This is a genomic window from Agrococcus sp. UYP10 (assembly GCF_040547205.1).
GTDB lineage: Bacteria > Actinomycetota > Actinomycetes > Actinomycetales > Microbacteriaceae > Agrococcus > Agrococcus jenensis.
This window is the reverse complement of the sequence record NZ_JBEPPG010000001.1, coordinates 437,994-463,938: the sequence shown is the minus strand read 5'-3', so window position 1 is coordinate 463,938 and position 25,945 is coordinate 437,994. Positions and strand designations below refer to the sequence as shown.

At 72.7% G+C, this 25,945-nt stretch carries 21 protein-coding genes, 2 tRNA genes and 1 riboswitch; of the genes, 15 read left to right on the top strand and 8 right to left on the bottom strand.

The window, feature by feature from the left end; genetic code table 11:
- Positions 1 to 39: 39 nt before the first annotated feature.
- Complete coding sequence (locus ABIB37_RS02295; protein ID WP_354256219.1) at positions 40 to 3,615, top strand: bifunctional proline dehydrogenase/L-glutamate gamma-semialdehyde dehydrogenase; 3,576 nt, start codon at positions 40 to 42, stop codon at positions 3,613 to 3,615.
- A gap of 100 nt (positions 3,616 to 3,715) precedes the next feature.
- Here the strand turns inward: ABIB37_RS02295 and ABIB37_RS02290 are convergent, their stop codons facing one another.
- Positions 3,716 to 4,228, bottom strand: coding sequence for a DinB family protein (locus ABIB37_RS02290; protein ID WP_354256216.1), 513 nt, complete (start codon positions 4,226 to 4,228; stop codon positions 3,716 to 3,718).
- Between the two features lie 121 nt (positions 4,229 to 4,349).
- Complete coding sequence (locus ABIB37_RS02285; RefSeq protein WP_354256214.1) at positions 4,350 to 5,120, bottom strand: SDR family NAD(P)-dependent oxidoreductase; 771 nt, start codon at positions 5,118 to 5,120, stop codon at positions 4,350 to 4,352.
- Positions 5,121 to 5,257: 137 nt separating this feature from the next.
- A riboswitch (ZMP/ZTP riboswitch) is annotated at positions 5,258 to 5,336 on the top strand.
- Between the two features lie 54 nt (positions 5,337 to 5,390).
- On the opposite strand from ABIB37_RS02285, the gene glyA reads away from it, so the two are divergent.
- On the top strand, positions 5,391 to 6,722 hold the full coding sequence (gene glyA, locus ABIB37_RS02280) for a serine hydroxymethyltransferase (protein WP_123697157.1): 1,332 nt from the start codon (positions 5,391 to 5,393) through the stop codon (positions 6,720 to 6,722).
- Positions 6,719 to 7,606, top strand: coding sequence for a bifunctional methylenetetrahydrofolate dehydrogenase/methenyltetrahydrofolate cyclohydrolase (locus ABIB37_RS02275; protein ID WP_123697158.1), 888 nt, complete (start codon positions 6,719 to 6,721; stop codon positions 7,604 to 7,606). The genes glyA and ABIB37_RS02275 overlap by 4 nt, the downstream gene beginning before the upstream one ends.
- Before the next feature lie 7 nt (positions 7,607 to 7,613).
- On the opposite strand, the gene ABIB37_RS02270 is transcribed toward ABIB37_RS02275, so the two are convergent.
- Together ABIB37_RS02270 and ABIB37_RS02265 are read right to left on the bottom strand one after the other, a co-directional pair.
- Entirely contained in the window at positions 7,614 to 8,108 is a 495-nt protein-coding gene (locus ABIB37_RS02270) for an SRPBCC domain-containing protein (protein WP_354256210.1), read from the bottom strand.
- Between the two features lie 99 nt (positions 8,109 to 8,207).
- Positions 8,208 to 8,747 (bottom strand): gamma carbonic anhydrase family protein, encoded by a 540-nt coding sequence (locus ABIB37_RS02265; protein ID WP_354256207.1) that lies wholly within the window; start codon positions 8,745 to 8,747, stop codon positions 8,208 to 8,210.
- Between the two features lie 33 nt (positions 8,748 to 8,780).
- Between ABIB37_RS02265 and ABIB37_RS02260 the strand changes: the two genes are divergently transcribed.
- From ABIB37_RS02260 to ABIB37_RS02250, 3 genes are all read left to right on the top strand, one after another.
- A complete protein-coding gene (locus ABIB37_RS02260; protein WP_354256204.1) occupies positions 8,781 to 9,143 on the top strand; it encodes an A1S_2505 family phage non-structural protein in 363 nt (120 codons plus the stop codon).
- Positions 9,144 to 9,355: 212 nt separating this feature from the next.
- Positions 9,356 to 10,261: a carbohydrate ABC transporter permease gene (locus ABIB37_RS02255; RefSeq protein WP_245990064.1), complete on the top strand. Its 906-nt coding sequence runs from the start codon at positions 9,356 to 9,358 to the stop codon at positions 10,259 to 10,261.
- Complete coding sequence (locus ABIB37_RS02250; RefSeq protein ID WP_354256201.1) at positions 10,258 to 11,256, top strand: carbohydrate ABC transporter permease; 999 nt, start codon at positions 10,258 to 10,260, stop codon at positions 11,254 to 11,256. The genes ABIB37_RS02255 and ABIB37_RS02250 overlap by 4 nt, the downstream gene beginning before the upstream one ends.
- A gap of 76 nt (positions 11,257 to 11,332) precedes the next feature.
- Here ABIB37_RS02250 and ABIB37_RS02245 read toward each other — a convergent pair whose 3' ends face one another.
- The gene (locus tag ABIB37_RS02245) at positions 11,333 to 12,691 is read right to left on the bottom strand and encodes an ABC transporter substrate-binding protein (protein ID WP_354256198.1); all 1,359 of its coding nucleotides are present in this window, start codon (positions 12,689 to 12,691) and stop codon (positions 11,333 to 11,335) included.
- A 152-nt stretch (positions 12,692 to 12,843) separates the two neighbouring features.
- Between ABIB37_RS02245 and ABIB37_RS02240 the strand changes: the two genes are divergently transcribed.
- A tRNA-Leu gene (locus ABIB37_RS02240) sits at positions 12,844 to 12,917 on the top strand.
- A 44-nt stretch (positions 12,918 to 12,961) separates the two neighbouring features.
- On the opposite strand, the gene ABIB37_RS02235 is transcribed toward ABIB37_RS02240, so the two are convergent.
- On the bottom strand, positions 12,962 to 14,008 hold the full coding sequence (locus ABIB37_RS02235) for an acyltransferase family protein (protein ID WP_354256195.1): 1,047 nt from the start codon (positions 14,006 to 14,008) through the stop codon (positions 12,962 to 12,964).
- A gap of 91 nt (positions 14,009 to 14,099) precedes the next feature.
- On the opposite strand from ABIB37_RS02235, the gene ABIB37_RS02230 reads away from it, so the two are divergent.
- The 3 genes from ABIB37_RS02230 (at position 14,100) to ABIB37_RS02220 (ending at position 18,389) form a co-directional block, all read left to right on the top strand.
- A complete protein-coding gene (locus ABIB37_RS02230) occupies positions 14,100 to 15,032 on the top strand; it encodes an aldose 1-epimerase family protein (protein ID WP_354256193.1) in 933 nt (310 codons plus the stop codon).
- Positions 15,033 to 15,159: 127 nt separating this feature from the next.
- A complete protein-coding gene (locus ABIB37_RS02225) occupies positions 15,160 to 16,851 on the top strand; it encodes a long-chain-fatty-acid--CoA ligase (RefSeq protein ID WP_354256190.1) in 1,692 nt (563 codons plus the stop codon).
- 368 nt (positions 16,852 to 17,219) lie between these two features.
- Positions 17,220 to 18,389, top strand: coding sequence for an RtcB family protein (locus ABIB37_RS02220; RefSeq protein ID WP_354256187.1), 1,170 nt, complete (start codon positions 17,220 to 17,222; stop codon positions 18,387 to 18,389).
- Between the two features lie 139 nt (positions 18,390 to 18,528).
- Here ABIB37_RS02220 and ABIB37_RS02215 read toward each other — a convergent pair whose 3' ends face one another.
- Positions 18,529 to 19,227, bottom strand: a complete 699-nt coding sequence (locus tag ABIB37_RS02215) for a phosphotransferase family protein (RefSeq protein ID WP_354256184.1) — start codon at positions 19,225 to 19,227, stop codon at positions 18,529 to 18,531.
- Between the two features lie 246 nt (positions 19,228 to 19,473).
- Positions 19,474 to 19,546: transfer RNA gene (locus ABIB37_RS02210), tRNA-Lys, on the bottom strand.
- Between the two features lie 185 nt (positions 19,547 to 19,731).
- On the opposite strand from ABIB37_RS02210, the gene ABIB37_RS02205 reads away from it, so the two are divergent.
- The 5 genes from ABIB37_RS02205 (at position 19,732) to ABIB37_RS02185 (ending at position 25,902) form a co-directional block, all read left to right on the top strand.
- Positions 19,732 to 22,272, top strand: coding sequence for an HAD-IC family P-type ATPase (locus tag ABIB37_RS02205; RefSeq protein WP_354256181.1), 2,541 nt, complete (start codon positions 19,732 to 19,734; stop codon positions 22,270 to 22,272).
- 115 nt (positions 22,273 to 22,387) lie between these two features.
- On the top strand, positions 22,388 to 22,972 hold the full coding sequence (locus tag ABIB37_RS02200; RefSeq protein ID WP_354256178.1) for a hypothetical protein: 585 nt from the start codon (positions 22,388 to 22,390) through the stop codon (positions 22,970 to 22,972).
- A gap of 49 nt (positions 22,973 to 23,021) precedes the next feature.
- Positions 23,022 to 23,651 carry a DNA-directed RNA polymerase subunit beta gene (locus ABIB37_RS02195; protein WP_354256176.1) on the top strand — a complete coding sequence of 210 codons (630 nt, stop codon included), beginning with the start codon at positions 23,022 to 23,024 and terminating at the stop codon, positions 23,649 to 23,651.
- 86 nt (positions 23,652 to 23,737) lie between these two features.
- A complete protein-coding gene (locus tag ABIB37_RS02190) occupies positions 23,738 to 24,337 on the top strand; it encodes a hypothetical protein (protein ID WP_354256173.1) in 600 nt (199 codons plus the stop codon).
- 455 nt (positions 24,338 to 24,792) lie between these two features.
- Positions 24,793 to 25,902: a phosphate ABC transporter substrate-binding protein PstS gene (locus tag ABIB37_RS02185; protein ID WP_354256170.1), complete on the top strand. Its 1,110-nt coding sequence runs from the start codon at positions 24,793 to 24,795 to the stop codon at positions 25,900 to 25,902.
- The last annotated feature ends 43 nt before the right edge of the window (positions 25,903 to 25,945 follow it).

Here is a 25,945-nt window from a genome sequence, read left to right as displayed (position 1 = left end):
GCCGGCGCGTCCGCAGTCCGATCGAGAGAGGGCAGCCGCATGGGCGCAGCCGCCACCGAGCACAGCATCGAGCAGAAGACCGAGCAGGGCACCGAGCCCCAGGACACCGCGCCGCAGGACGCCTCGCAGCAGGACGCCGCGCAGCAGGGGACCGCGGCGCACGCCGAGCTCGAGAGCCTCCGGGCCCTCGCTCCGGCGATCGTCGCGCAGGTGCGCACGTGGCTCGAGCAGGCCGAGCAGATCCCCGCCGACGCGAGCGCCGAGCAGCTCGCCGGCGTGCTCCGCGACCCCGCGGGCCTCGAGTTCGCGGTGCGCTTCGTCGACGGCGTCGTGCGTCCGGAGGACGTGCACGTCGCCGCGCAGACCCTCCGCGAGATCGCCGGCAAGGCCCCGGCGTTCCTGCCCTGGCCGATGCGCCAGGCGCTCAAGCTGGGCGGCGGCGTCGCCCCGCTCGCCCCGCACATCGTCGTGCCGATCGCGCGGCGCGTGCTCCGCGAGATGGTCGGCCACCTCATCATCGACGCGACGGACGCCCGCCTCGGCGCGGCGATCGCGCGCATCCGCGGCACCGGCGCCCGGCTCAACGTGAACCTGCTCGGCGAGGCGGTGCTCGGCGACCGCGAGGCGGAGCGCCGCATCGAGGGCACCCGCGCGCTCATCGAGCGCCCGGACGTCGACTACGTCTCGATCAAGGTGTCGGCGACGACCGCGCCGCACCAGCCGTGGGCGTTCGACGCCGCGGTCGAGCACGTCATCGAGCGCCTGATGCCGCTCTACCGTCGCGCGGCCGCGACCGGCACCTTCATCAACCTCGACATGGAGGAGTACAAGGACCTCGAGATGACCATGGCGGTCTTCACGCGGATCCTCGAGGAGCCGGGGCTCGAGGGCTACGAGGGCGGCATCGTGCTGCAGGCGTACCTGCCCGACGCGCTGCCCGCGATGGAGCGGCTGCAGACCTGGGCGGCCGAGCGCATCGCGAACGGCGGCGCGCCCGTGAAGGTGCGCCTCGTCAAGGGCGCGAACCTGCCGATGGAGCGGGTTGAGTCGTCGCTGCACGACTGGCCGCTCGCGACCTGGCACACGAAGCAGGACAGCGACACCCACTACAAGCGTGTGCTCGCCTGGGCGCTCACGCCCGAGCGCGTGCGCGCGGTGCGGCTCGGCGTCGCCGGCCACAACCTCTTCGACGTCGCCTTCGCGTGGCTGCTCGCGAAGCAGCGCGGCGTGGAGGCCGGCCTCGAGTTCGAGATGCTGCTCGGCATGGCGCAGGGCCAGGCCGAGGTCGTCCGCCGCGACGTCGGCGGCCTGCTGCTCTACACGCCGGTCGTGCACCCGGCCGAGTTCGACGTCGCGATCGCCTACCTGATCCGCCGCCTCGAGGAGGGCGCGAGCCGCGAGAACTTCATGTCGGCCGTGTTCGAGCTCGCGAAGGACGAGCACCTCTTCGAGCGCGAGCGCGACCGCTTCCTCGCCTCGCTCGAGGGGCTCGCCGCTGAGGCGCCCGCCACCCACCGCATTCAGGACCGCACGGACGCCCCCACGAAGGTCGCCGAGCAGGGTTTCCGCAACGCGCCCGACAGCGACCCGTCGCTGCCCGCCAACCAGGCCTGGGCCGCGGGCATCCGCGAGCGGGCCCGCGACTCGCGCATCGGCATCGACCTCGTCGAGGCCGCCACGCTGCGCGACGCGGCAGCGCTCGAGTCGACCATCGAGACCGCGATCGCCGCGAACGCCGGCTGGCGCGCGCTCTCGGGCGACGAGCGCGCCGCGATCCTGCACCGGGCGGGCGTCGAGCTCGAGGCCCGCAGGGCCGAGCTCATGGAGGTCGCCGCGGCCGAGGCGGGCAAGACGCTCGACCAGTCCGACCCCGAGGTCTCCGAGGCGATCGACTTCGCGCACTACTACGCGGAGCGCGCCCGCGACCTCGACCGCGTCGACGGCGCCGTCGCGGTGCCGGCACGGCTCATCGCGGTGACCCCGCCGTGGAACTTCCCGATCGCGATCCCCGCGGGCTCGACGCTCGCGGCCCTCGCCTCCGGCGCATCCGTCATCGTCAAGCCGGCTCGCGCCACCGCGCGCACCGGTGCCGCGATGGTCGAGGCGCTCTGGGCGGCCGGCGTGCCGAGGGACGTGCTGCAGCTCGTGCAGCTCGGCGCTCGCGAGCTGGGCGACGCGCTCATCGGCGACCCGCGGGTCGAGCGCGTCATCCTCACGGGCGGGTTCGAGACCGCGCAGGGCTTCCGGCGCATCCGCCCCGACCTGCAGCTGCTCGCCGAGACGAGCGGCAAGAACGCCATCATCGTCACGCCCTCGGCCGACTACGACCTCGCGGCGAAGGACATCGTCGCGAGCGCGTTCGGCCACGCCGGCCAGAAGTGCTCGGCCGCGTCGCTCGCCATCCTCGTCGGGCAGGCGGGCCGCTCGAAGCGCCTGCACAACCAGCTCGTCGACGGCGTGCGCTCGCTCACGATCGGCATGCCGTGGGAGCCCACCGCGCAGATGGGCCCGATCATCGCGCCGGCCGAGGGCAAGCTGCTCGAGGGGCTGACCACCCTCGGCGAGGGCGAGTCGTGGGTCATCGAGCCGAAGCGGCTCGACGACGACGGCAAGCTCTGGAGCCCCGGCGTGCGCGCCGGCGTGCGCCGCGGCAGCGAGTACCACCGCACCGAGTACTTCGGCCCGATCCTCGGCATCATGCGCGTCGAGACGCTCGAGGAGGCGATCGCGGTCGTGAACGAGGTCGACTACGGCCTCACCTCGGGCATCCACTCGCTCGACGTCGACGAGATCGGCACCTGGCTCGACACGATCGAGGCGGGCAACCTCTACGTCAACCGCGGCATCACCGGCGCGATCGTGCAGCGGCAGCCGTTCGGCGGCTGGAAGCGCTCGGTCGTCGGCCCGACGACGAAGGCGGGCGGTCCGAGCTACCTCATGCCGCTCGTCGACTGGCGCACGGCCGAGGCGCGGCGGGTCGAGGCGATCGAGCTGCCCGCGGTGCAGGCGATCGTCGACGCGGTCGACACGCTCGCGCGGTCGGCGGATGCGTCGGTCACCGCGGACGAGGCCGCTGCGCTCCGGCGCGCGGCCGGCAGCGACCAGCACGTCTGGGCGACCGAGCTCGGCGTCGCGATCGACGTGCAGCGGCTCTCCGCCGAGCGCGACATCCTGCGCCACCTGCCGATGCCGGGCGTCGTCATCCGCCTCGCCGAGGGCGGCCGCGTCGCGCAGCTCGCCCGCACCGTCGCCGCGGCGCTGCGCGCCGGTGCCGAGGTGCGGGTGTCGACCGCGATCGAGCCCGCGCCGGCCGTGCGGGCGGCGCTCGCCTCCGCGAGCATCCCGGTGACGGTCGAGGACGACGCCGCCTTCGGGCGCTCGGCCGCGCGGCTCGAGCAGGGACGCATCCGCTACCTCGCCGCGGACGACGCGGTCGAGGGTGGCGTGCGAGCGCTCGCCGAGGCCGTCGACGGCCGCCCCGACCTCGCGATCATCGCGCACGCGGTGACGGAGGCCGGGCGGCTCGAGCTGCTGCCGTTCCTGCGGGAGCAGGCGGTCGCCATCACGGCGCACCGCTTCGGCACGCCGAACCACCTCACGGACGGCCTCATCTAGCGCCGAGGGGCCCCAGTCGCCGACGGGACCCCTTCCACCCTCCGGGACCCGGTCGACCGGGTCCCGCAAGGTGGGAGGGGTCCCGTTCTGCGCGTGCGGATCAGAGCACGAGGTGCCGCTGGCCGTCGATCAGCTCGCGCGCGGCGTCGAGGTGGCCCGCGTGCGTGGCGGTCTCGAGGATCACGTGCAGGAGCACCGCCTGGAGGTCGGCGAACCGTCCCTCCGGCCAGTCGGGCTCCGGCCGCGCGGGCGGAGCGTCGAGCGGCAGCCGCGCGATGAGCTCGTCGGCGCGCGCGATCGCGTCGCGGTACTGCTGCAGCACCGCCTCCGTCGATTCGCACGGCTCCACGCGCCAGTCTGCGGGCCTGCTCTCGTCGATGTCGGGCCGATCCGCCGGCCAGTAGTCCAGCGGCTCGCCCGCCATCACCGTGCGGAACCAGTAGCGCTCGCCGCCCAGCGTCAGGTGCCGCACGAGGCCGATCGGCGACCAGCCGGACGGCAGTGCCGGTGTGCGCAGCTGCGCATCCGTCAGCCCCTCGACCGCGTCGAGGATGTGGCGCCGCTGCGCGTCCAGCGCCCCGAGCAGCAGCGAGCGGGTGCGGTCGTCGGCCATGCGCCGATCCAAGCACGCGCGCCGGGACCCGCTCCACCAGCGGGGACCCGGTCCACCGGGTCCCGAGGGGTGGACGGGGTCCCGCTGGTGCGGGTGATGCGCGCTCGAGCCAGGCCGCGGCTCAGCCGGCCGACCAGCCGCCGTCGTTGGGGATGATCGCTCCGCTGACGTTGCTCGCGGCGTCGGAGGCGAGGAACGCCGCGAGGTTCGCCTGCTCGATCGGCTGCGCGACGCGCATCGCCGACTGGTGCACGGGCGTGAGCGCGCCGATGCCCTCCTGGTCGATGTGCTGCTGGATGTCGGCGGTCATGACGTTCGTCTCGACGCCGCCCGGACAGATCGCGTTCGCCCGGATGCCGCGCTTCGCATACGTGTAGGCGGTGTTGCGGGTGAGGCCGATGAGGCCGTGCTTCGAGGCGGTGTAGGCCGCGCCCGCCGCTGCGCCGCGGATGCCCGCCTCGCTCGCGATGTTCACGATCGAGCCGGACCCCTGCGGCAGCATGACCCGCAGCGCCGCGCGCGTGAGGTAGAAGGGCGCCGAGAGGTTGACCCGCAGCACCCGGTCCCACAGCGCGTCGTCGACGGTGGCGGCGCCGGCGAAGTGGTCCATGATGCCGGCGTTGTTCACGAGCACGTCGAGCCGCCCGTAGCGCTCGACCGCCGCCGCGACGATCGCATCGGCGACCGCGGCGTCGCCGATGTCCCCGAGGTGCGCGGATGCGGTGCCGCCGTCGCCCTCGATCGCTGCGACGGTCTCGTGCGCGGTCTCGGCGATGTCGCTCACCACGACCTGCGCTCCGAGGCTCGCGAAGAGGGTCGCGGTGGTGCGGCCGATGCCGCTGCCGCCGCCGGTGATGACGGCCACCTTGCCGGTGAGGTCGATCAGGCTCATGGTGCTCCTTCGCACGGGGGATGGTGGCCTCAGCGTCCCGCGCCGCGTTCCGCTCCACAAGCCGCCGCGCATGAGCATTCCCCGAGGATCGGCGAGCCGCTTGACCGCGCCCACCGGCACGTGCCCGTTGGCTACGATGGAGGCGCCGCGACTGGCGCACAGGTGGAGCACCACCGGGAAGCGGCGAACATTCGGCCGCGCGCCTGGGCCACGCAGCATGCGTGCAAGAAGCCGGGCGTCCCGTGCGCCGCAGAGCCCGAAGGAGCCATCGTGTCCGACCGCCTCCCCTCGTCCTTCAACAGCCCGCTGCTCGAGGTCGATCCCGAGATCGCCGCCGTGCTGCAGCAGGAGCTCGACCGCCAGCGCGACTACCTCGAGATGATCGCGAGCGAGAACTTCGTGCCCGTGGCCGTGCTCGAGGCCGCCGGCAGCGTGCTCACGAACAAGTACGCCGAGGGCTACCCGGGCCGCCGCTACTACGGCGGCTGCGAGGCCGTCGACATCGCCGAGTCGCTCGCGATCGAGCGCGCGAAGTCGCTCTTCGGTGCCGCGTTCGCCAACGTGCAGCCGCACTCGGGCGCGACGGCGAACGCCGCCGTGCTGCACGCGATCGCCCGTCCCGGCGACACGATCCTCGGCCTCTCGCTCGACCACGGCGGCCACCTCACGCACGGCATGAAGATCAACTTCTCCGGCCGGCTCTACGACATCGTCGCCTACGGCGTCGACCCCGAGACGAGCCGCGTCGACATGGAGGAGGTGCGCCGCCTCGCCGTCGAGCACAAGCCCAAGGTCATCATCGCCGGCTGGTCGGCCTACCCGCGCCAGCTCGACTTCGCCGCGTTCCGCGCGATCGCCGACGAGGTCGGCGCGCTGCTCTGGGTCGACATGGCGCACTTCGCCGGCCTCGTCGCCGCCGGGCTGCACCCGAACCCCGTCGAGCACGCGCACGTCGTCTCGTCGACCGTGCACAAGACCATCGGCGGCCCCCGCTCGGGCTTCATCCTCACGAACGACGCCGACATCGCGAAGAAGATCAACTCGGCCGTCTTCCCGGGGCAGCAGGGCGGCCCGCTCATGCACGTCATCGCCGCGAAGGCCACGGCGTTCAAGCTCGCCGCGAGCGAGGAGTTCAAGGAGCGCCAGGAGCGCACGATCCGCGGCGCGCAGATCCTCGCCGAGCGGCTCATGCAGCAGGACGTGGCGGATGCCGGCATCTCGGTGCGCTCGAACGGCACCGACGTGCACCTCGTGCTCGTCGACCTCCGCGAGGCCGCGATCGACGGCAAGCAGGCCGAGGACCTCCTGCACGAGATCCAGATCACGGTCAACCGCAACGCGGTGCCGAACGACCCGCGCCCGCCGATGGTGACGAGCGGCCTCCGCATCGGCACGCCGGCGCTCGCGACCCGCGGCTTCGGCGACGAGGAGTTCACCGAGGTGGCCGACGTCATCGCGCTCGCGCTGCAGCCGGGCGCCGACCTGCCCGCGCTCCGCACGCGCGTGCAGGCGCTCGCGCAGGCGCTGCCGCTCTACCCCGGCGTGGGCCCGAGCGGCCAGCCCGAGGTGGTGCACGAGCTCGGATCGAGCGTCGAGCGATGACCGCGCAGATCCTCGACGGCAACCGCACGGCGGCCGCGATCAAGGAGGAGCTCCGCGACCGCGTCACGGGGCTGCAGGCGAAGGGCCTCACGCCCGGGCTCGGCACGCTCCTGGTGGGCGACGACCCGGCGAGCCAGTCCTACGTCAAGGGCAAGCACCGCGACTGCGCCGACGTCGGCATCACGTCGATCCGCGTCGACCTGCCGCACGGGGCTTCGACCGCCGACGTGCGCGCCGCCATCCGCGACCTCAACGAGGCGCGCGAGGTGACGGGCTACATCGTGCAGCTGCCGCTGCCGCCCGGGCACGACGAGCACGCGATGCTCGAGCTGATGGACCCGGCGAAGGACGCCGACGGCCTGCACCCGGTCAACCTCGGCAGGCTCGTGCTCGGCGTCGACGGCCCGATCGACTCGCCGCTGCCCTGCACGCCGGCGGGCATCGTGCGGATGCTGCGGCACCACGACATCGAGATCGCCGGCGCGACCGTCGCGGTCGTCGGCCGCGGGCTCACCGTGGGTCGGCCGCTCGGCCTGCTGCTCACCCGCAAGGGCATCGACGCGACCGTCACGCTCTGCCACTCGCGCACGCCCGACCTCGCCGCGCAGGTGCGCGAGGCCGACATCGTCGTCGCGGCGGTCGGCGTGCCCGGGCTCATCAAGGCGGACTGGGTGAAGCCGGGCGCCGCGGTGCTCGACGTGGGCATCACGCGCGGGCTCTCGGCCGAGACGGGCCGCGTCAAGCTGCTCGGCGACGTCGACCCCGGTGTGCGCGAGGTCGCCGGATGGGTGTCGCCGGTTCCCGGCGGCGTCGGCCCGATGACGCGCGTCATGCTGCTCGACAACGTCGTGCAGATGGCGGAGAAGGCCGTCCGCTCCCGCTGACCGCGCGTCAGGCGGCGTAGGCGTCGCGCAGCGCAGGGTAGTAGTCGTCCCAGTCCGGCATCGGCTGCCCCGCGAGCGCGGCGACCAGCCGGTCGAGGTACCACTCCCAGCCGGCGCCGATGTCGGGCAGCGCCGAGAGCGCGACGTCGTGGTGGGTGAAGCGGATCGTGGCGCCCGAGCCGGCGTCGTGCCCGCCGTCGAGCACCTCGACCTCGAGGCTCCACGAGCCGTGCTCGTCGGTGGTGAGCACCGCGAGGTGCTCGGGCGCGTGGCAGTCGAGGATCTCGACCGCGGTCGTCGCGTCGCCCTCCTCGGCGGTCATGCTCATGACGACCTCGCCCGAGTCGGGGTCGCCCGCGTAGGTGCCGAACCACATCCCGAGCTCGCGCGACTCCGTCAGGAACGGCCAGACCGCGATCGCGTCGGCCGGGACCCTGCGCTCGAGCGTGAGCTCTGCCGACTCACCGTGCTCGGTGACCGTGCCTGTGCGTGCGATCGCCATCTCGCTCCCTCCGCTGCGGCCGAGCCTACGCATCCGCCCCGCCACAGCGCCAGGGCAGCCGAGCCCCCGTGCCGCCGATGCGCGCCGCGGCGCCGAGCCTCAGTGCGTGTGGATCGCGTCGGCGTAGAGGCGGATGCGCTTGCTGTAGACGTCGGCGTTGCGCGCGATGCCGCGGCGCTCGTCCTCCGTCGTCTCGCGGCGCACCTTGCCGGGCACGCCCGCGACGAGCGAGTGCTCCGGGATGACGGTGCCCTCGGTGACGAGCGCACCGGCGGCGATGATCGAGCCGGTGCCGATCACCGCGCCGTTCATGACGGTCGCGTGCATGCCGATGAGCACGTCGTCCTCGACGGTGCAGCCGTGCACGACCGCGTTGTGGCCGATCGAGACGCGGGCGCCGATGCGCAGCGGCGAGCCGTGGTCGACGTGGAGCGAGCAGGAGTCCTGCACGTTGCTGTCGTCGCCGATCGTGATCGGCTCCTCCTCGGCGCGCAGGCTCGCCCCCGGCCAGATGCCCACCCGATCGCCGAGCGAGACGGCCCCCGCGATGACGGCCCCGGGCATGACGAGCACCGACTTCGGCAGGTGCGGGGCGTGGCCCGGCAGCGGGATGATCGTGGCGCGCTCGTGGACGGTCATGGCGCCAGGGTAGCCCCGGCGTATCCTCGCGGCATGAGGATCGAGGCGCTGGAGCCGCACCAGGTGTTCGTCTTCGGATCGAACGCGTCCGGGCACCACGGCGCGGGCGCCGCGCGGATGGCGCACGAGCGCTTCGGCGCCGTCTGGGGCGAGGGGCACGGGCTGCACGGCCAGTCCTACGCGATCGACACGATGAGCGGGCTGCCGACGATCGAGACCGAGGTGCAGGCGTTCCTCGCCTTCGCCGCCGAGCATCCCGAGCTCGAGCTGCTCGTGACCGAGATCGGCTGCGGCATCGCCGGCTACACGCCCGAGCAGATCGCGCCGCTCTTCCGCGCGGCGCCCGAGAACGTCATGCTGCCCGAGCGGTTCCTGGCGGTGCTCGAGCGCGGCTGACCGCACCGCGGGGGCCGCTGTACCCCATCGCTTCTTCGAAGACCTGATGCGCTTCTCCGAGAAGTGGGGTACTACATGGAGTGCGGTTCCCACCCGGCCGCCTGACCCCAGGAGGCACCGTGTCGACGACGACCGCAGCTCCAGACGCCACGCTCCCCGGCGATCCGCCGGGCGATCGCGGCAGGCGACGCAAGCGCGCACCCAGGACGCCCATGACGAAGAGCCAGCGGCGCGAGGCGCTCACGGGCTACCTCTTCATCTCGCCGTGGATCGTCGGCTTCCTCGTCTTCACGCTCGGTGCGATGGTCTACAGCCTCGTGATCTCGTTCAGCCGCTACCAGCTGGCGACCGACACGGCCCGCCCCGTCGGGCTCGCGAACTACGAGGCGCTCTTCGAGGACCCCAAGATCGGCATCGCGCTCGCGAACACGCTCTACTACGCGGTGCTCGCGGTGCCGCTCGAGATCGTGCTGGCGCTCGGCCTCGCGCTGCTGCTCAACAGCGCGCGCCGCGGTGCGGGCATCTTCCGCACCATCTTCTACCTGCCCAAGATGACGCCCGCGGTGGCCACGGCATCCGTCTTCCTGCTGCTGCTGAACGGCAGCCAGGGCGCCATCAACCGCGGGCTCGCAGCCATCGGCATCCAGGGCCCGCAGTGGCTGCTCGACCCGGCGTGGGTCAAGCCGTCGATCGTGCTCATGACGCTGTGGGGCGTCGCCGGCACGATGGTGATCTTCCTCGCCGCGCTGCAGAACGTGCCGAAGGACCTCTACGAGGCCGCGTCGCTCGACGGCGCGGGCGCCGGCCGGCGCTTCTGGAACGTCACCGTGCCGATGATCTCGCCGGCGATCTTCTTCAACGTGCTGGTGCTCACGATCGCGGCGTTCCAGATCTTCGACCAGGCCTTCCTGCTCTTCCATCGGCAGACGGGGGCCGGGACCTCGGATGCATCGCTGTTCTACGCGATCTACCTGTTCGACCAGGCCTTCCGGCAGTTCAACTTCGGCTTCGCCGCTGCGATGGCGTGGCTCCTGTTCGTCATCATCCTCGTCATCTCGCTCATCCAGATGCGCGTGGGCAACCGGTTCGTCTACTACGAGAGCGAGGACGCGCGATGAGCTCGCCCATCCAGCCCGGCCGCATCCAGGAGGCCTACGTCCTCACGCCCGAGCAGGCGGAGGAGGTCGAGCGCACCGACGGTGCGACGCCGCCGCCGCCCGCGGGGAAGTCGCGCCCGCGGCGACGCCGAGAGCGCGGCCCGGCGCTCAGCCCGCTCGGCCGCGTCCTCGAGGTGGTGCGCTGGGTGCTGCTGCTCATCTGCAGCGCCCTCTTCCTGTACCCGTTCGCGTGGCTGCTCGCGGCGAGCTTCAAGCCGCGCGGCGAGGTGTTCGACAACCGGCTCATCCCGCAGACGTGGGTGCCCGAGAACTACGTGCAGATCTTCCAGGAGCTGCCGCTGCTCAGCTGGCTCGGCAACAGCCTGCTCGTCGCGATCCTCGCCGCGGGGCTCGTGACGGTGTCGAGCTCGCTCGTCGCCTTCGGCTTCGCCTACTACCGCTTCCCGGGCCGCAAGGTGCTGTTCGGCGTGGTGCTCGCGACCATGATGCTGCCCGGCGCGGTGACGCTCGTGCCGTCGTTCCTCATCTGGAACCAGCTCGGGCTCGTGGGCACGAACGTGCCGCTCTGGGGCGCGAACCTGTTCGGCTCCGCGTTCTACATCTTCCTGCAGCGCCAGTTCTTCCTCGGCCTGCCCAAGGAGCTGTTCGAGGCGGCGCGGATCGACGGCCTGAACGCGTGGGGCCAGTTCTGGCGCATCGCCTTCCCGCTGTCGGTGCCGTCGTTCGTGATCGTCTTCCTCTTCGAGTTCCAGGCCAGCTGGAACAACCTGCAGGGCGCGCTCATCTACCTCAACGTCGGCTCGGCCGAGGGCTACACCGTGCCGCTCGGCATCGCGAGCGCGATGACGAAGTACGACCCGTCCACCGGCGGCCACGGCGACTACCAGTACGTCATGGTCGCGGCGCTCATCGTCACGCTGCCGATGCTCATCCTCTTCGCCTTCGGGCAGCGCTCGTTCATCGAGGGCCTCGCCACCTCCGGCCGGAAGGGCTGACGCCCGGCGCACGGAGCCCACGCAGTGAGGGCGGGAGCGGCATCGCCGCTCCCGCCCTCATCGTTCTGACGATCGGCTACTCGGTGGACACCTGGTCGTAGGCGCGCTGCGCGGCCTCCTGGGCCGCGGCGAGCGCGTCCTCCGCCGAGCTGTCGCCGAGCAGGATCGACTGCATCGCGTTCTGCAGCTCCGTCTGGATCTGCTGGCCGGCGGGGGAGCCGCCGAGTGACGTGCCTTCCGCGGCGACGTCGTAGTAGGCGTCGATCGCGCCCTGGAAGCCGGGGAAGCCCTCGGCCGACGCGAAGTTCTCGCGGATCGCCGTGTCGCTCTCGGGCGAGCCGGTGAAGAGGCCGGCGTTGATGCCGAGCCGCTCAGGCTCCTCCTCGGTCGTCGTCGCACGCGCCTCGGCTGCGGCCTGCCAGGCCTCGGGCGAGGTGAGCTGGAGCGCCCACGCGCACGCCGCCGACGGGTTGGCGGCGCCGGCCGGGATGACGAACGACGAGCCGCCGGCAGCGGTGAAGTCCTCGCCCTCCTGGTCGCGCAGCGGCACCGCGCCGATCTCGACCTGCTCGGCGTACGGCGTCAGCACGTTGACGTACCACTGGTCGAACACGGCCGCGCCGACCTGGTCGGTCACGTACGGGTTCTCGTCGCCGAAGATGTCGAACGAGTCGACGAGGCTCGAGACCTCGGCGAAGCCGCCCTGCGCGTCGTACAGCTGCTGCAGGAACTCCGCGGCCTCCACGTTCTCAGCGCGGTCGAGCGTGGGAGCGCCCGACTCGTCGACGATGCCGCCGCCGAACGACAGCATCCACATCGCCGCCTTCGAGACGCCCTGCGGGTCGAAGCCGACGCGCGAGATCGAGCCGCCCTCGGTCGCCGTCATGGCCTCGGCGGCGTCGATGAGGCCGACCGGGTCGCTCGGGTCGAGGTCCTCGGCCGAGACGCCCGCCTCCTCCATGACGCGGGCGTTCGTGAGGATGAGCGGCGGCTGGTAGAACTGCGGCACCGCCCAGACCTGGTCCTCCCACGTGACGTCCTGCACCACCTGCGGGTACCAGCGCTGCTGCGGGTCGACGTCGTTCGCCGCGAAGCACGCGTCGAGCGGCATGAGCAGCCCCTGCGCCGCGTAGGTCGCCACGAACTGGCGGTCGATCTGCACCACGTCGGGCATCGAGCCCGACGCCGCGAGCGTCGTGAACTTCTGTGCGTCGAAGGCGGTCTGGTCGAGCGTGATCTCGACGCCCTCGAGCTGCGCAGCGGCGTGGTCGAGGCGGGCCTGGCCCACGTCGTCGGTGTTCTCGAAGCCCCAGCCGCTCAGCGCGCCGGTCGGGTCCGCTTCGAAGTCGGCTTCGGCGTTGCCTGCAGCGCCTCCGCATCCGGTCAGCAGCAGCGCTGCTGCGATGGCGCCTGCTGCGCCAGCACGTGCTCTCACGTCGGTCTCCTCATGTCGGATGGCCGTCCGCAGCCTGCGTCGGCCTAGGGCTGACCGTACATCGAACCTGTACCCCGACCTAGAAGCGCTTCTCCAGGTTCGACGGAACCGATCGACGGCGCTCTAGGTTTGGAGGCGGGCCGACGGGCCCGGCCCCCGTAGCCCAACCGGCAGAGGCAGCGGACTTAAACTCCGCCCAGTCTGGGTTCGAACCCCAGCGGGGGCACCGCCCGCGCGCTCGCTCGCGGCCCAGCCATGCGCCCTGTTCGCTCATTCCTCCCGGACTGGGAGCGGCGCGCGTTCGACCCGAGTCGTGAGCTGACGCCCGAGCTTCGTCGACGGGCGCTCGACGAACCGGTGCAGCAGACCGGCTGCCACCAGCGACAGCACGGTCGCCGCCGCGGCGCCGAGCGGAGGGATGTCCCAGAGCGGCGTGTGTCCGACCACCTGGATGACGCTGACGTGGACGAGGTAGAGCGAGTACGAGACCGCGCCGAGCCACAGCAGCCACTTCGACAGTGCGACCTTGCGGATCGACCAGAAGACGGCGAAGAGCACGAAGCCTCCGAGGTAGGAAGCCCCGAAGCCCACCGGAGGCCAGATGCCGGGCTGAGGATCGACGCCGAGGGCGAAGCCGAGGGCAGGGCCTCCCACGACAACGGCGATGAGCAGCGGCCAGAGTCGTCGGTCTCGCTCCGTGTCCCATCGGAACAGCGCGAACCCCACCGATGCGGTGCACAGCATGAGCGGGATGACGGCTGAGTATGCCGTGCCGCGCACGAGGTTCGACAGGGCGAGGGCAGCGAACGCGGCGAGCCAGACCCAGCCTGCCAGCGTCACCCAGTGGAAGCGTCCGGAAAGCTTGGCGGCGATGGCCTGCGCATAGAAGGCGATCTCGATGCCGAGCGTCCACGCCGGGGTGAGGATCGACCACATCCCGAAGATGCTCTGCACCATGGTGATGTTCACGAGGATGGCCCAGACGCTCATCTCTGCCGGCATGTCGTTCCCGACGAGCAGCCAGACGACGACCCAGATCGACGTCGCCAGCCAGTAGACCGGGTAGAGCCGCCAGAAGCGGCGCACAGCGAACGTCCGCGGCGACTGACCGCTGAGGGTCAGGCCGACGACGTACCCGGAGACCAGGAAGAAGGCGACGATGCCGACGCGGCCGAGATCGATGTGGGCGTGCGACCAGGTGCCGAAGCCCGGCCAAGCCGACTCGGCCGTGTGGCTGAAGACGACCATCAGCGAAGCGACCCCGCGTATGCCATCGAGGAAGTCGAGGCGTCCCGCTCGAGCTGCTACCTGCGCCATGTGCTCACCGTACGCGGCGGCGCCGCTTTCGCGGACAGTGTTTGGAATCCCTTCGGGTTCCGCTCGGGAACCCGCTCGCTAGGCTCGCGCCATGCGGCCGCCAACAGGACAGCAGTTCACGATCTCGCGCACCGTCGACGGCTCGGAGCTGCGCGCCACGATCACCGAGGTTGCCGCCACGCTGCGCGAGCTCACGATCGACGGCGTCGACCTCGTCGAGCCGTTCCCCGAGCACGCGCGGCCCGCGAAGGGCCAGGGCATCGTGCTCGCGCCATGGGGCGGCCGTGTCGCGGGCGGCGACTGGCAGCTCGACGGCGCGACGCAGCGACTGCCGATCACCGAGCGCGACAAGGGCAACGCGAGCCACGGGCTGCTGCGCTTCGCGCCATACCGGGTGCTCGAGCACTCGGCGTCGCGCGTCGTGCTGCAGGCCACGATCCACCCGCAGGGCGGCTGGCCCTTCCTCGTCGACACGTCGGTCACCTACGAGCTCACCGACGACGGGCTGCTCGTCACGCAGGAGGCGACCAACGTCGGCACCGAGCGCGCGCCGTGGGCGTGCGGCGCACATCCCTACCTCGCGGTCGGTGACACCGCGCCCGAGCGCCTGACCCTCACCGTGCCGGCCGCACGCGCCTTCAACGCCGTCGACCTCATCCCGACCGAGGAGACGCTCGTCGACGCGATGGATGCGTCGGCGCCCGACCTGCGCGCCGGCCGCCGCCTCACCGAGCTCGACGTCGACCACAACTACGCCGGACTCGAGTTCGTGGGCGGCGTGGCGACCTCGTCGCTGCTCGACGACACGGGCCGCGGCGCGGAGCTGTGGCAGGACGACGCCTTCCCGTACGTCGTCGTCTTCACGCCGCGCGACTTCCCCGCCGCGAGCGGGCCGAAGCAGGCGGCGGCGGTCGAGCCGATGAGCGCGCCCGCGAACGCGCTGAACTCCGGCCAGGGCCTCGTCTGGCTCGAGCCGGGGGAGTCGTGGCGCGGCCACTGGGGCATCTCGCCGGTCGGCTTCTAGCGCCGGTGCGCCGCGGCCCCTCCTCGCCCGGTGCGGCCGCCCGCCGGTTTGGCTCGACGGCACCGCCGGCGCGAGACTGGGGGACGCCCGTCGCGCTGCGGCGGCGCATCGCACGACGGAGGCACAGATGGGCACGCAGCGACCCGACGAGGCGCCCGCCGGCTACGCACCGGGCGTGCCCGCCACGATCGAGGTGCCGGACGTCGCGCTCACGACGGTGCTGCACGACGCGATCCGCACGCATCCGGATCGCCCGGCGCTCGACTTCTACGGCGCGACGACGACGTACGCGCGGCTCGGCGGCGACGTGCGCGCCGCCGCTGCGGCGCTCGCGGCGGCGGGCGTGGGCGTCAGCGACCGCGTCGCGCTCGTGATGCCCTCGTGCCCGCAAGCGGTCATCGCGTTCTATGCCGTGCTCGAGCTCGGCGGCGTCGTGGTCGAGCAGAACCCGCTGTCCACCGCCGACGAGCTGCAGCGCACGTTCGCGGACCACGGGGCCCGCGTCGCGGTCGTGTGGGACAAGTCGGCGGACACGCTCGCCGGCCTCTCGCTCCCGCACGAGCTGACGGTGCTCACGGTCGACCTCAGCCGCGCGCTGCCGCTCGGCAAGCGGCTCGCGCTGCGCCTGCCCATCCGCAAGGCGCGCGAGACGCGCGCGGCGATGACCGAGCGCCCCTCGATCGGACGCTCGTGGGACGACGCCGTGCGCGCGAGCCGGCGGCCGGATGCGGCGTGGACGCCGCACGTCGCCGCCCCGACCGACGTGGCGCTGCTGCAGTACACGGGCGGCACCACGGGCTCCCCGAAGGCGGCGATGCTCACGCACCGCAACCTCGTGGCGAACGTCGCGCAGAGCCGCGCGTGGGTACCGGAGCTGCACGACGGGCGAGAGGTCTTCTACGGCATCCTCCCGCTGTTCCACGCCTACGGCATGCTGCTGTGCCTGCTCATGTCGGTGCGGCTCGGCGCGTGCCTCGTGCTGTTCCCGCGCTTCGACGTCGACCAGGTGCTCGAGGCGATGGAGCGCCGCCCCGCGACCTTCCTGCCTGGCGTGCCGCCCATCTATGCGCGGCTCGCAGAGGCAGCCCATGAGCGCGGCGTCGACCTGTCGTCGATCCGGTTCGCGATCTCGGGCGCGATGCCGCTGCCGCCCGAGCTCGTCGAGCGCTGGGAGCAGCTCACGGGCGGCGCGCTCGTCGAGGGCTACGGCATGACCGAGACATCGCCGATCGCGCTCGGCAACCCGCTCGCCGACACGCGCAGGCCGGGCTCCGTCGGCTTGCCCTTCCCCTCGACCGAGATCCGGGTCGTCGACCCCGACGACCCCACGGTCGACCGGCAGCCGGGTGAGCCGGGGGAGCTGCTCATCCGCGGACCGCAGGTCTTCCCCGGCTACTGGCGGCAGCCCGAGGAGACAGGACGCGTGCTGCTCGAGGGCGGCTGGCTCCGCACCGGTGACGTCGTCGAGCAGAGCGACGACGGCTTCATCACGATCGTGGACCGCATCAAGGACCTCATCATCACCGCTGGCTTCAACGTCTACCCGTCGGAGGTCGAGGAGGTGCTGCGATCGCACCCCCTCGTCGCCGACGCGGCCGTCGTCGGGCTGCCGGGCACCGCGGGCAGCGAGGACGTGATGGCAGCTGTCGTGCCCGTCGACGGCGAGTCGCCGACCGAGGATGCGCTGCGCACGTTCGTGCGCGAGCGCCTGACGGGCTACAAGGCGCCCCGCCGCATCCGCATCGTCGACGCGCTGCCGCGCTCTGCGGTCGGCAAGGTGCTGCGCCGCGAGGTGCGGGAGATGCTCAGCTCGATCTGACCGCGCCGCGGAACGGCTGTGTGACGCCGGCCCACCACAGCCCTCTGCGAGTCCGAGGTCGACGACCCGTGCATTCGCCGTTGACGCGGCGGCGATCGTGCCGTACGGTCGCAAGGCTGTGCATCCCGCACGGCAGGCACGTCGAGAGGTGGCGATCGTGAGCGCGCAGCGCGAACGAGCAGAGGTCCGGGTCTACCCCGCAGACCTCCAGCAGCCATGCTCTCCGGCCCCGGCCGCGTAGCCCTCCAGCTCCGCGCGTCCCGAGACCGACAGGGTCCGGGACGCCCCTTCCACGGCGAGGGGGACTGCCCGCACCCTGTGGCAGCCCCCACCGCGCTCTCCAGCGCACCCACAGAAGGAAAGGCACCATGGAGACCCTCTCCAAGCGGCTGCTGTCGTGGGCGAGCATCCTCGAGGACTCCACCCTCGAGCAGGCTCGCACCGCGTCCGGCATGCCGTTCATCCACCCGCACCTCGCGCTCATGCCCGACGCACACCTCGGTCGCGGCGCGACCGTCGGCTCGGTCATCCCGACGCTCGGCGCGATCATGCCCGCCGCGGTCGGCGTCGACATCGGCTGCGGCATGATCGCCGTGCGCACCCAGCTGCACCGCGACGACCTCGTCGGTCGCGAGCTGTCCGAGCTGCGCGAGCAGATCGAGCGCAGCATCCCGCTGTCGGCGGGCCGCGACAACCGCACGGTGCGGCCGACGGCCGAGCCGCGCGTCGCCGAGCTCGAGCAGCTCGCGGAGCGCAGCGGCTTCGACCCCGAGAGCTACGCGAAGCACTGGCGGCTGCAGCTCGGGTCGCTGGGCAGCGGCAACCACTTCATCGAGGTCTCGGTCGACGAGACGGATGCGGTGTGGATGTTCCTGCACTCCGGCTCGCGCGGCGTGGGCAACAAGATCGCGCAGCGGCACATCGCGATCGCCCAGCGGCTCGCGAAGCAGTGGTGGATCGAGCTGCCCGACCCCGACCTCGCGTACCTCGTGGAGGGCACGCGCGAGTTCGACCGGTACATCGCCGAGCTGCGGTGGGCGCAGCGCTTCGCGCTGCTCAACCGCGAGGAGATGATGGACCGGGTCGCCGACCAGCTGGGCCGCTTCGTCGGCACCGGCATCGACGAGCTCGAGCGCATCAACTGCCACCACAACTTTACGGAGTCGGAGACGCACTTCGGGAAGCGGGTGTGGGTGTCGCGCAAGGGTGCGATCCAGGCGGACGAGGGTCGGCCCGGGCTCATACCCGGGTCGATGGGCACCGCGTCGTACGTGGTCGAGGGGCTCGGCAACCCGCTCGCGCTCAACTCCGCGCCGCACGGCGCGGGGCGGAGGCTGTCGCGGAACGCCGCCCGGCGCACGTTCTCGCGCGACGAGCTGCGGGAGGCGATGGTCGGGATCGAGTACCGCGACACCGACGCGTTCATCGACGAGATCCCGCAGGCGTACAAGCCGATCGACGAGGTGATGGCCGACGCCGGCGACCTCGTGCGGATCCGGCACACGCTGCGCCAGCTCGTGAACGTGAAGGGCGACTAGCGCCGAGCTGGTGACTGCCACGTCGCCGAGAGGTGGGCGGGCGGCCGAGAGGTGGGCCTGCGGGCCCACCTCTCGGTGTCTGCCCCACCGGTCGTTCGCAGCCCCACCCGTGAGCGGCAACCGACCCCTGCGCCGCCGGTCAGGCGGGCCAGGCGAGCAGCTCGGCTGTCAGCTGGTGGAGGTACTCGGGCGGCCCGACCTCCGCGAACCACAGCCACAGCTCGGCCGCGTGGACAGGGAGCCACGGCAGCAGCGCATCCGGATCGGCGCCGTACCCGCTCGCGATCGCCTCGAACGAGCGCGGATCCTTCCGGGCAGCGCCCCACGCGGCGCGGGCCACCTCGCGCAGCGGATCGCCGAGGTGCGCCTTCTCCCAGTCGAGCACCGCGGTGATGCGGCCGGCCGCCCACAGCAGGTTGCCGTCGCCCCAGTCGCCGTGGCAGAACACCGGCGGTGCGGCCGCGGGCACGACGAGCGGCAGCGGCGGCCCACCCGCGTCCCGGTAGCGGCGGATGATCGCCGCATCGTCCGGCGCTGCGGGCAGGCCAGGCGGCGGCGCGAGCTCGTGCAGCCGGCGGAGCAGCGCGGCCGACGCCCGCAGCCCGGCGATCCGGACGTAGGGCGCGACGTCATCGAGCCGCTCACCGGGCATGCGCGTCATGAGGATGGAGCCCGGCTGCACGTCGATGAGCTCGGGCACGGGGATGGCGCTGCCTGCGACAGCCCTCAGGGCGAGCGCCTCCGCGTCGTGGCGCAACGGATCCCGCAGCCGCTTCTCGACGAGCGCTCGACCGTCGCGCTCCACCGCACGCACGTGCCCGACCGCTCCCTGACGCATCCGCCCATCATCGCAAGCGATCGCCGCTCCTCGGCGCCACAGGTAGCCCCGCGCCCGAGGAGTAGCGGCGCGCAAGCACCTCTCGGGCGGGGCGCTACCGCTCGCGCGCGCATGCACGACCGTGCACCGAGCGGTGGCCGCACGGCCGAGCGGTGGGGCTGCTGGCCCACCTCTCGGGGGCCGCCCCACCCGTCGGGCCAGGAGCGGCGGGCCGGGCCGCGCGCGTGATCGGACGGCCGGATGCGGTGGGCCCGGTGGGGCTCGAACCCACGACCAGCGGATTAAAAGTCCGACGCTCTACCGACTGAGCTACAGGCCCGCTCCTCCAGGGTAGCCGCGGCGGCGGGCGTGCCTCCGCGGGGCACGGCCGGGCCACATGGTCCCGCACCCGGGGGTCAACCCTCCGGATGATTCGGGCGATCCTCCCTACCGTGCGCCGCGGTGAGCGGACAGAGTGGTCCCCGGATCCGCCGTCCCCGCATCCGCCGCCTGCCAGGAAGCCGCATGTCTGCTCAGACCCCCGCCCGCACGCCCGCGCCTGCCGACGCCCCGGGCGCGCCCGCGGCCGGTCACGTCGACCACCAGCGCATCCTGACGACCACCGATCCCGCGACGGGGCTGTCCGCCGCCGAGGTCGCGGCGCGCGTCGCGGACGGCCGCGTGAACCGGCTCGCCAACGCGTCGAGCCGCAGCCTGCTGTCGATCCTGCGCGTCAACCTCTTCACGCTCTTCAACCTCGTGATCGCGGTCTGCACGGCCGTGCTCATCGTGCTCGGGCGCTGGCAGGATGCGCTCTTCTCGTTCGCGGCGATCTCGAACGTCGTCATCGGCGTCGTGCAGGAGCACAGCGCCAAGCGCAAGCTCGACGGGCTCGCGCTGCTGCACGTGCAGCGCTCGACGGTCGTGCGCGACGGCGAGCGACGCGACGTCGCGATGGGCGAGCTCGTGCAGGACGACATCCTGCTGCTGCGCCGAGGCGACCAGGTGCCGGCCGACGGCGTGATCGTGGCGACCGAGGGCGTCGACCTCGACGAGTCGCTGCTGACGGGCGAGTCGGAGCCGCAGCTCAAGCACGTCGGCGACGGCGTGCTCTCGGGCTCCGCGGTCTCGGCCGGCTCCGCCTCGGTGCAGCTCACGAGCGTCGGCAGCGACTCCTTCGCCGCCCGCCTCACGGCCGAGGCGCGCCGCTTCTCGCTCGTGCACTCCGAGTTGCGGGTCGCGCTCAACCGCGTCGTCACCTGGATCTCGATCGCGCTCGTGCCGCTCATCGCGATCGTGCTCAATGGCCAGATGCAGGCGCGCGGCGGATGGCCCGCCGCGATCGCGAGCGGCGAGTGGCAGGACGCGGTCGTGCTCTCGACCGCCGCCATCTCCGCGTCGGTGCCGCAGGGGCTCATCCTCATGACCTCGATCGCCTTCGCGGTCGCCGCGGTCAAGCTCGCGCGCAGCCAGGTGCTCGTGCAGGAGCTCGCCGCGGTCGAGGGGCTCGCGCGCGTCGACGTCATCTGCCTCGACAAGACGGGCACGCTCACCGAGGGCGACCTCGAGCTGCTCGACGTCACGCCGGTCGACGACGACGGCACCCCGCAGGCGGCGCTGCGGTCGGATGCGCTGCGCGCGGTCGACGTGCAGCCCGGCGCGCCCGCGTGGCCGGCCGCGCTCGCCTGGTTCGGCCACGACGAGGACGCGAACCCCACCGCGCAGGCCATCCGGCCGGCGCTCGACTCGCCTGGGCTGGCGCCCAGCGCCGTCATCGGCTTCTCGTCCGCCCGCCGCATGAGCGCGGTCGCCTTCCTGGACGGCGCGGCGCGCGGCACCTGGGTGCTGGGCGCGCCCGAGTCGGTGCTCGGCGACGGCGACGGCGGCAGCGCGGTCGCGCAGCGCGCGCTCGAGATCGCGGCCGCCGGGCGTCGCGCGCTCGTGCTCGCGCACGCGCCACATCCGATCGATCAGGAGCAGTGCGAGCGGCTCGAGCTGCCGCCGCTGCGGCCGGTGGCGGTGGTCGCGTTCGGCGAGCACGTGCGCGACGACGCCGCCGCGACGCTCGACTACTTCCGCGCGCAGGGCGTCGAGGTGCGCGTCATGTCGGGCGACCACCCGCGCACGGTCGGCGCCGTCGCGCGCCAGGTCGGCATCCCGCTCGTCGGCGACGCCTACGACGCGCGGCACCTGCCGACGGACCGGCACGAGCTCGAGGCCGTGCTCGCCGACCATCACGTGCTCGGCCGGGTCTCGCCCGGCCAGAAGCGCGGCATCGTCGAGGCGCTGCAGGCGATGGGCCGCACGGTCGCGATGACGGGCGACGGCGTCAACGACGCGCTCGCGCTGAAGACCGCCGACCTCGGGATCGCGATGGGGGAGGGCGCTGCGGCGACGAAGGCCGTCGCCAGGCTCGTGCTGCTCGACGGGCGCTTCTCCCACCTGCCGCAGGTCGTCGCCGAGGGGCGGCAGGTGATCGCCAACATCGAGCGCGTCTCGCGCATCTTCCTGACGAAGACGACCTACGCGTTCACGCTCGCGCTGCTCTTCGGGGCGTTCCTCGTGCAGTACCCGTTCCTGCCCCGCCAGCTCTCGGCGACCGACGGGCTGACGATCGGCATCCCCGCCTTCGTGCTCGCGCTCATCCCCGCCGCGACCCGCTACGTGCCGGGCTTCCTCGGCCGCAGCCTGCGCTTCACCATCCCGGCCGGCGTCACGGTGGCGCTCGCGGTGCTCGCGATCACCCTCATCGGGCGCGGCGCGGAGGTCGACGAGCGCCAGGTGCAGACCGCCGCGGTCATCACGCTCACCGTCTGCGGGCTCTGGGTGCTCGGCATCGCGTGCCGCCCCTTCACGCTCCTGCGCGCGGGCATCGTCGCGCTCATGGTCGTCGCGCTCGTCGTCGCGGTGCTCGTGCCGATCGTGCGCGACTTCTTCCAGTTCCAGCTGCCGGAGGCGCCGCTGCTGCTGGCGTCGATCGGCATCGGCCTGGTCGGCAGCGCGCTCATCGAGGTGTGGCACCGCCTGGCGCCCAAGCTGCCGCCGGCGCTCGTCGCCGACGCCTGAGGCGCGCCCCCGCATCGCCGGACGTCGGCGACACGCGCAGGGCGGGCGCCGAGGGATGCGTGCGTCGCCGCGGCGCGGAACCTACGCTGGTACCAGACCGTCACGAGGAGCCTCCATGACCCCCGCATCCCGCCGTTCCGCCACCCCCCTGCTCGTCGGCGCCGCCGTCGTCACCCTCACCGCGGGCTGCGTCATCACCGCGCCCGCCCCGCCTGCGCCCGTCGAGACCACCGCGACGACCACCGCGCCGGAGCCCGCGCCCACCGAGAGCGCCGAGCCCACCGAGCCCAGCGAGACCGCTGCCGCGTCCGAGGGTCCGTACGAGATCACCGCCGAGGGCCAGGACGGCTCGGTGTGGAGCTTCGAGGTCACCGACAGCCGCGTCGTGGAGACCGACTCGGGCGGCCAGCCGGCGGAGCCCGGGTTCCAGCTCGTCGAGGTGCTCGTCGACGCCGAGCTCCTCGAGGGCGAGCCCGACTTCTACCACGCCTTCCACATCTACATCGTGGACGACGCGACCGGTGACGAGTACGGGCTCAGCACCGCGAGCTCGTTCTACGCCGAGGGCGACCTCTTCACGACCGGGCAGGAGCCGTCGATCACCGGCGGCGTCGGCATCTTCCACGTGCCGGCGAGCCTCGGCATCGACCACGTGCGCGTGACGACCGACCAGGGCGGGGTCTGGGACTTCTCCCGCTGAGGCGGCCCCGTCATCCCGGCGGCAGCGAGCATCCGGGATGATGGTGGGGATGGCTGAGCACTTCAAGCGCCCCACCCGCTTCTCGAACGACTGGTTCTCCCGCATCGAGGGCGACGTCGACCCTGCCTTGCGGCTGCAGCTCGCGAGCGAGACCGCGCAGGCGCTGCTCGCGCGCGTCCGCTCCGGTGCCGATCCGGACGTCGTCGAGCGCATCCTGCGCGTCGCGAAGGACGACGGCATCGACACGGTCGCCGAGCTCTGGTCGCACGCGCGACCCCACTCGCTGCCGGGCGCGCTGTGGCGCGTCAACCTGCTGCACGCGCTCGTCACGCAGCGCGCCGACGAGGCGGCGCTGCTGTACCAGCAGGGGGCGGATGCGCTGCCGACGGCCGCCCCGGTGGTCGCGGGCGTGCCGGCCCCGGCGACGCCCGACGAGCTCCGCTCCCTCTCGGAGACGATCCTGCGCGGGGTCTTCTCGGGCGACTTCGCGCTCGCCCTCGAGCGCGCGGCCGCATTCGCGACGGTGACGGCCGCGGGCGCGGTCGAGGCCGCGCACGTCGACGAGCCGGTGCATCCGGAGCGCGCCGGCGAGCGCACCCGGCTGGCGGCGTCGCTCACCGACATCGCCGGCGACCTGCGCGTGTGCGCGCGGATGTGGCGATCGGAGAGCCTGGTCTGAGCGTGTGCTGAGGCGGGTCGTCGCCGCTCCGCCGTAGGCTCGGCTCGTCGGCCGCGCACCCGGTCGGCACCGACAAGGAGACCGACATGGCACGCCGCCCCCTCGCCGCTGCACTCATCCTGGGCGCGAGCGCCCTCGCCCTCACCGGCTGCATCCCGATGCCGCCCGCGATCCCCGCGGCGCCCACGGGCTCGCCCATCGAGCCGGCCGACCCCGTCGACACCACCGAGGCGACCGAGCCGGCCGAGCCGAGCGAGACCGGCTCCTCGGAGGAGCCGTCGGAGCCCGCCGACGGCGCCTACGACTTCACGGTCGACGACGGTGCCGGCGACATCTGGTCGTTCAGCGTCACGTCGCTCGAGGAGAACCCGCCGATGCAGTCGGGCGAGCCGGAGCCCGGCACCTACTTCGTCGGCATCCTGTTCGACGCCGAGCACGTCGAGGGATCGTTCGGCTTCAGCAGCTCGTTCGACATCTTCGTCGTGGGCAGCGACGGGGTCGAGTACGACTGGCGCGACACGATCGCGGTCACCGCGGAGAACGACGTGTTCTACGCCGACGAGGCCGGCTTCACGCAGGCCCGCGCGGTCGTGCAGCTCCCGGAGGGCGTCGACCCCGCGCAGGTCATCCTGCGCTCGGCCTACGGCTACCCGGAGGTCCCCGAGACGGTCATCGACGTGGAGTGACCAGTGCAGTGACCGCCGCGTCACAGCATCCAGGGCGCCCGGGGAGACCCGGGCGCCCTGACGCGTTCATGGGCGACGCGCCCGGCGGCGGGGATCGTTCGCGCTGAGCGCAGAGGGCTGCATGCGGCGCGCTCGGTCGCTACCCTGGATGAGCCGGGCCGCGTAACCCCGGGCTCCAATATTCGCCGCTGCGAGCGGCCTTCCGCCGAGAGGCGTTTCGCGGCCCGGCCTTCGCATGTCCGGAGCCGTCGCCACGTGCGCAGCTGTCGGGATGCCCGGAGCCGCTGCCGTCGCCGTCGCCTTGAGCCGCTCATGCGCCCCCGTTCACCGGCTGTTCACCTGCGCGGGGCCTGGCCGCCACCCTGCCTGCCTACCGTGATCAGCGGTGCGCAAGCGTGCGCCAGACCCAGGGCGCTGCAGTCCCTGCACCGAACCACATTCCGAAAGGGAACACCGTGAAGTTCACGAAGCTCGGCCGCGCTGCGGTCGTCGCAGCAGCTGGCGCGATCCTGCTCAGCTCCTGCGCCGCCAACGAGCCGGCGCCGAACGCGCCTGCCGATGGCTCCGACGCCCCCGCCGAGTCGACCCTCTCGGGCGACCTCGCCGGTGCCGGCGCGTCGTCGATGGGCGCAGCGCAGGAGGCATGGATCGCCGGCTTCCAGGGCGCGAACGAGGACGTCAACGTCACGTACGACCCCGCCGGCTCCGGCGCGGGCCGCGAGCAGTTCATCGCGGGCGGCGTCTCGTTCGCCGGCTCGGACGCCTACCTGGACGACGAGGAGCTCGCGGGCGAGTTCGCCGCATGCGTGCCCGACACGCTCCCGGTCGACCTGCCGGTGTACATCTCGCCGATCGCCGTCATCTTCAACGTCGAGGGCGTCGACTCGCTCAACATGGACGCGTCGACCATCGCGAAGATCTTCTCGGGCCAGATCACGAACTGGAACGACGAGGCGATCGCCTCGCAGAACGAGGGCGTCACGCTGCCCGACGCGACCATCACGGCCGTGCACCGCTCGGACGACTCGGGCACCACCGAGAACTTCACGCAGTACCTCACGGCGACCGCCGAGTCCGACTGGACCGAGGGTGAGTTCGAGACGTGGCCCGCCTCCTACGGCGGCGAGGGCGCGCAGGGCACCTCGGGCGTCGTCGACGCCGTCACGAACGGCACCAACACGATCGGCTACGCCGACGCATCGCGCGCCGGCGAGCTCGGCACGGTCGCGCTGCAGGTCGGCGAGGAGTACGTGCCGTTCACGGCCGACGCCGCTGCCGCCGCGGTCGACGTGTCGCCGCGCGTCGAGGGCCGTCACGAGGGTGACATCGCGGTCGAGCTCGACCGCACGTCGACCGAGGCCGGCGTCTACCCGCTCGTGCTCATCTCCTACGCGATCGCCTGCACCGACTACGCGGACGACGCCGAGGCCGAGCTCGTCAAGGGCTACCTGAGCTACATCGCCTCGGCGGAGGGCCAGGCGGCCGGCCAGGAGAACGCCGGCAACGCGCCGATCTCCGACGAGCTCCGCGAGGAGATCCTCGCGGTCGTCGACACGATCCAGTAGGACAGACTGATCTCGGCAGCGCTCGCGCTGCACTCGTCCGGCC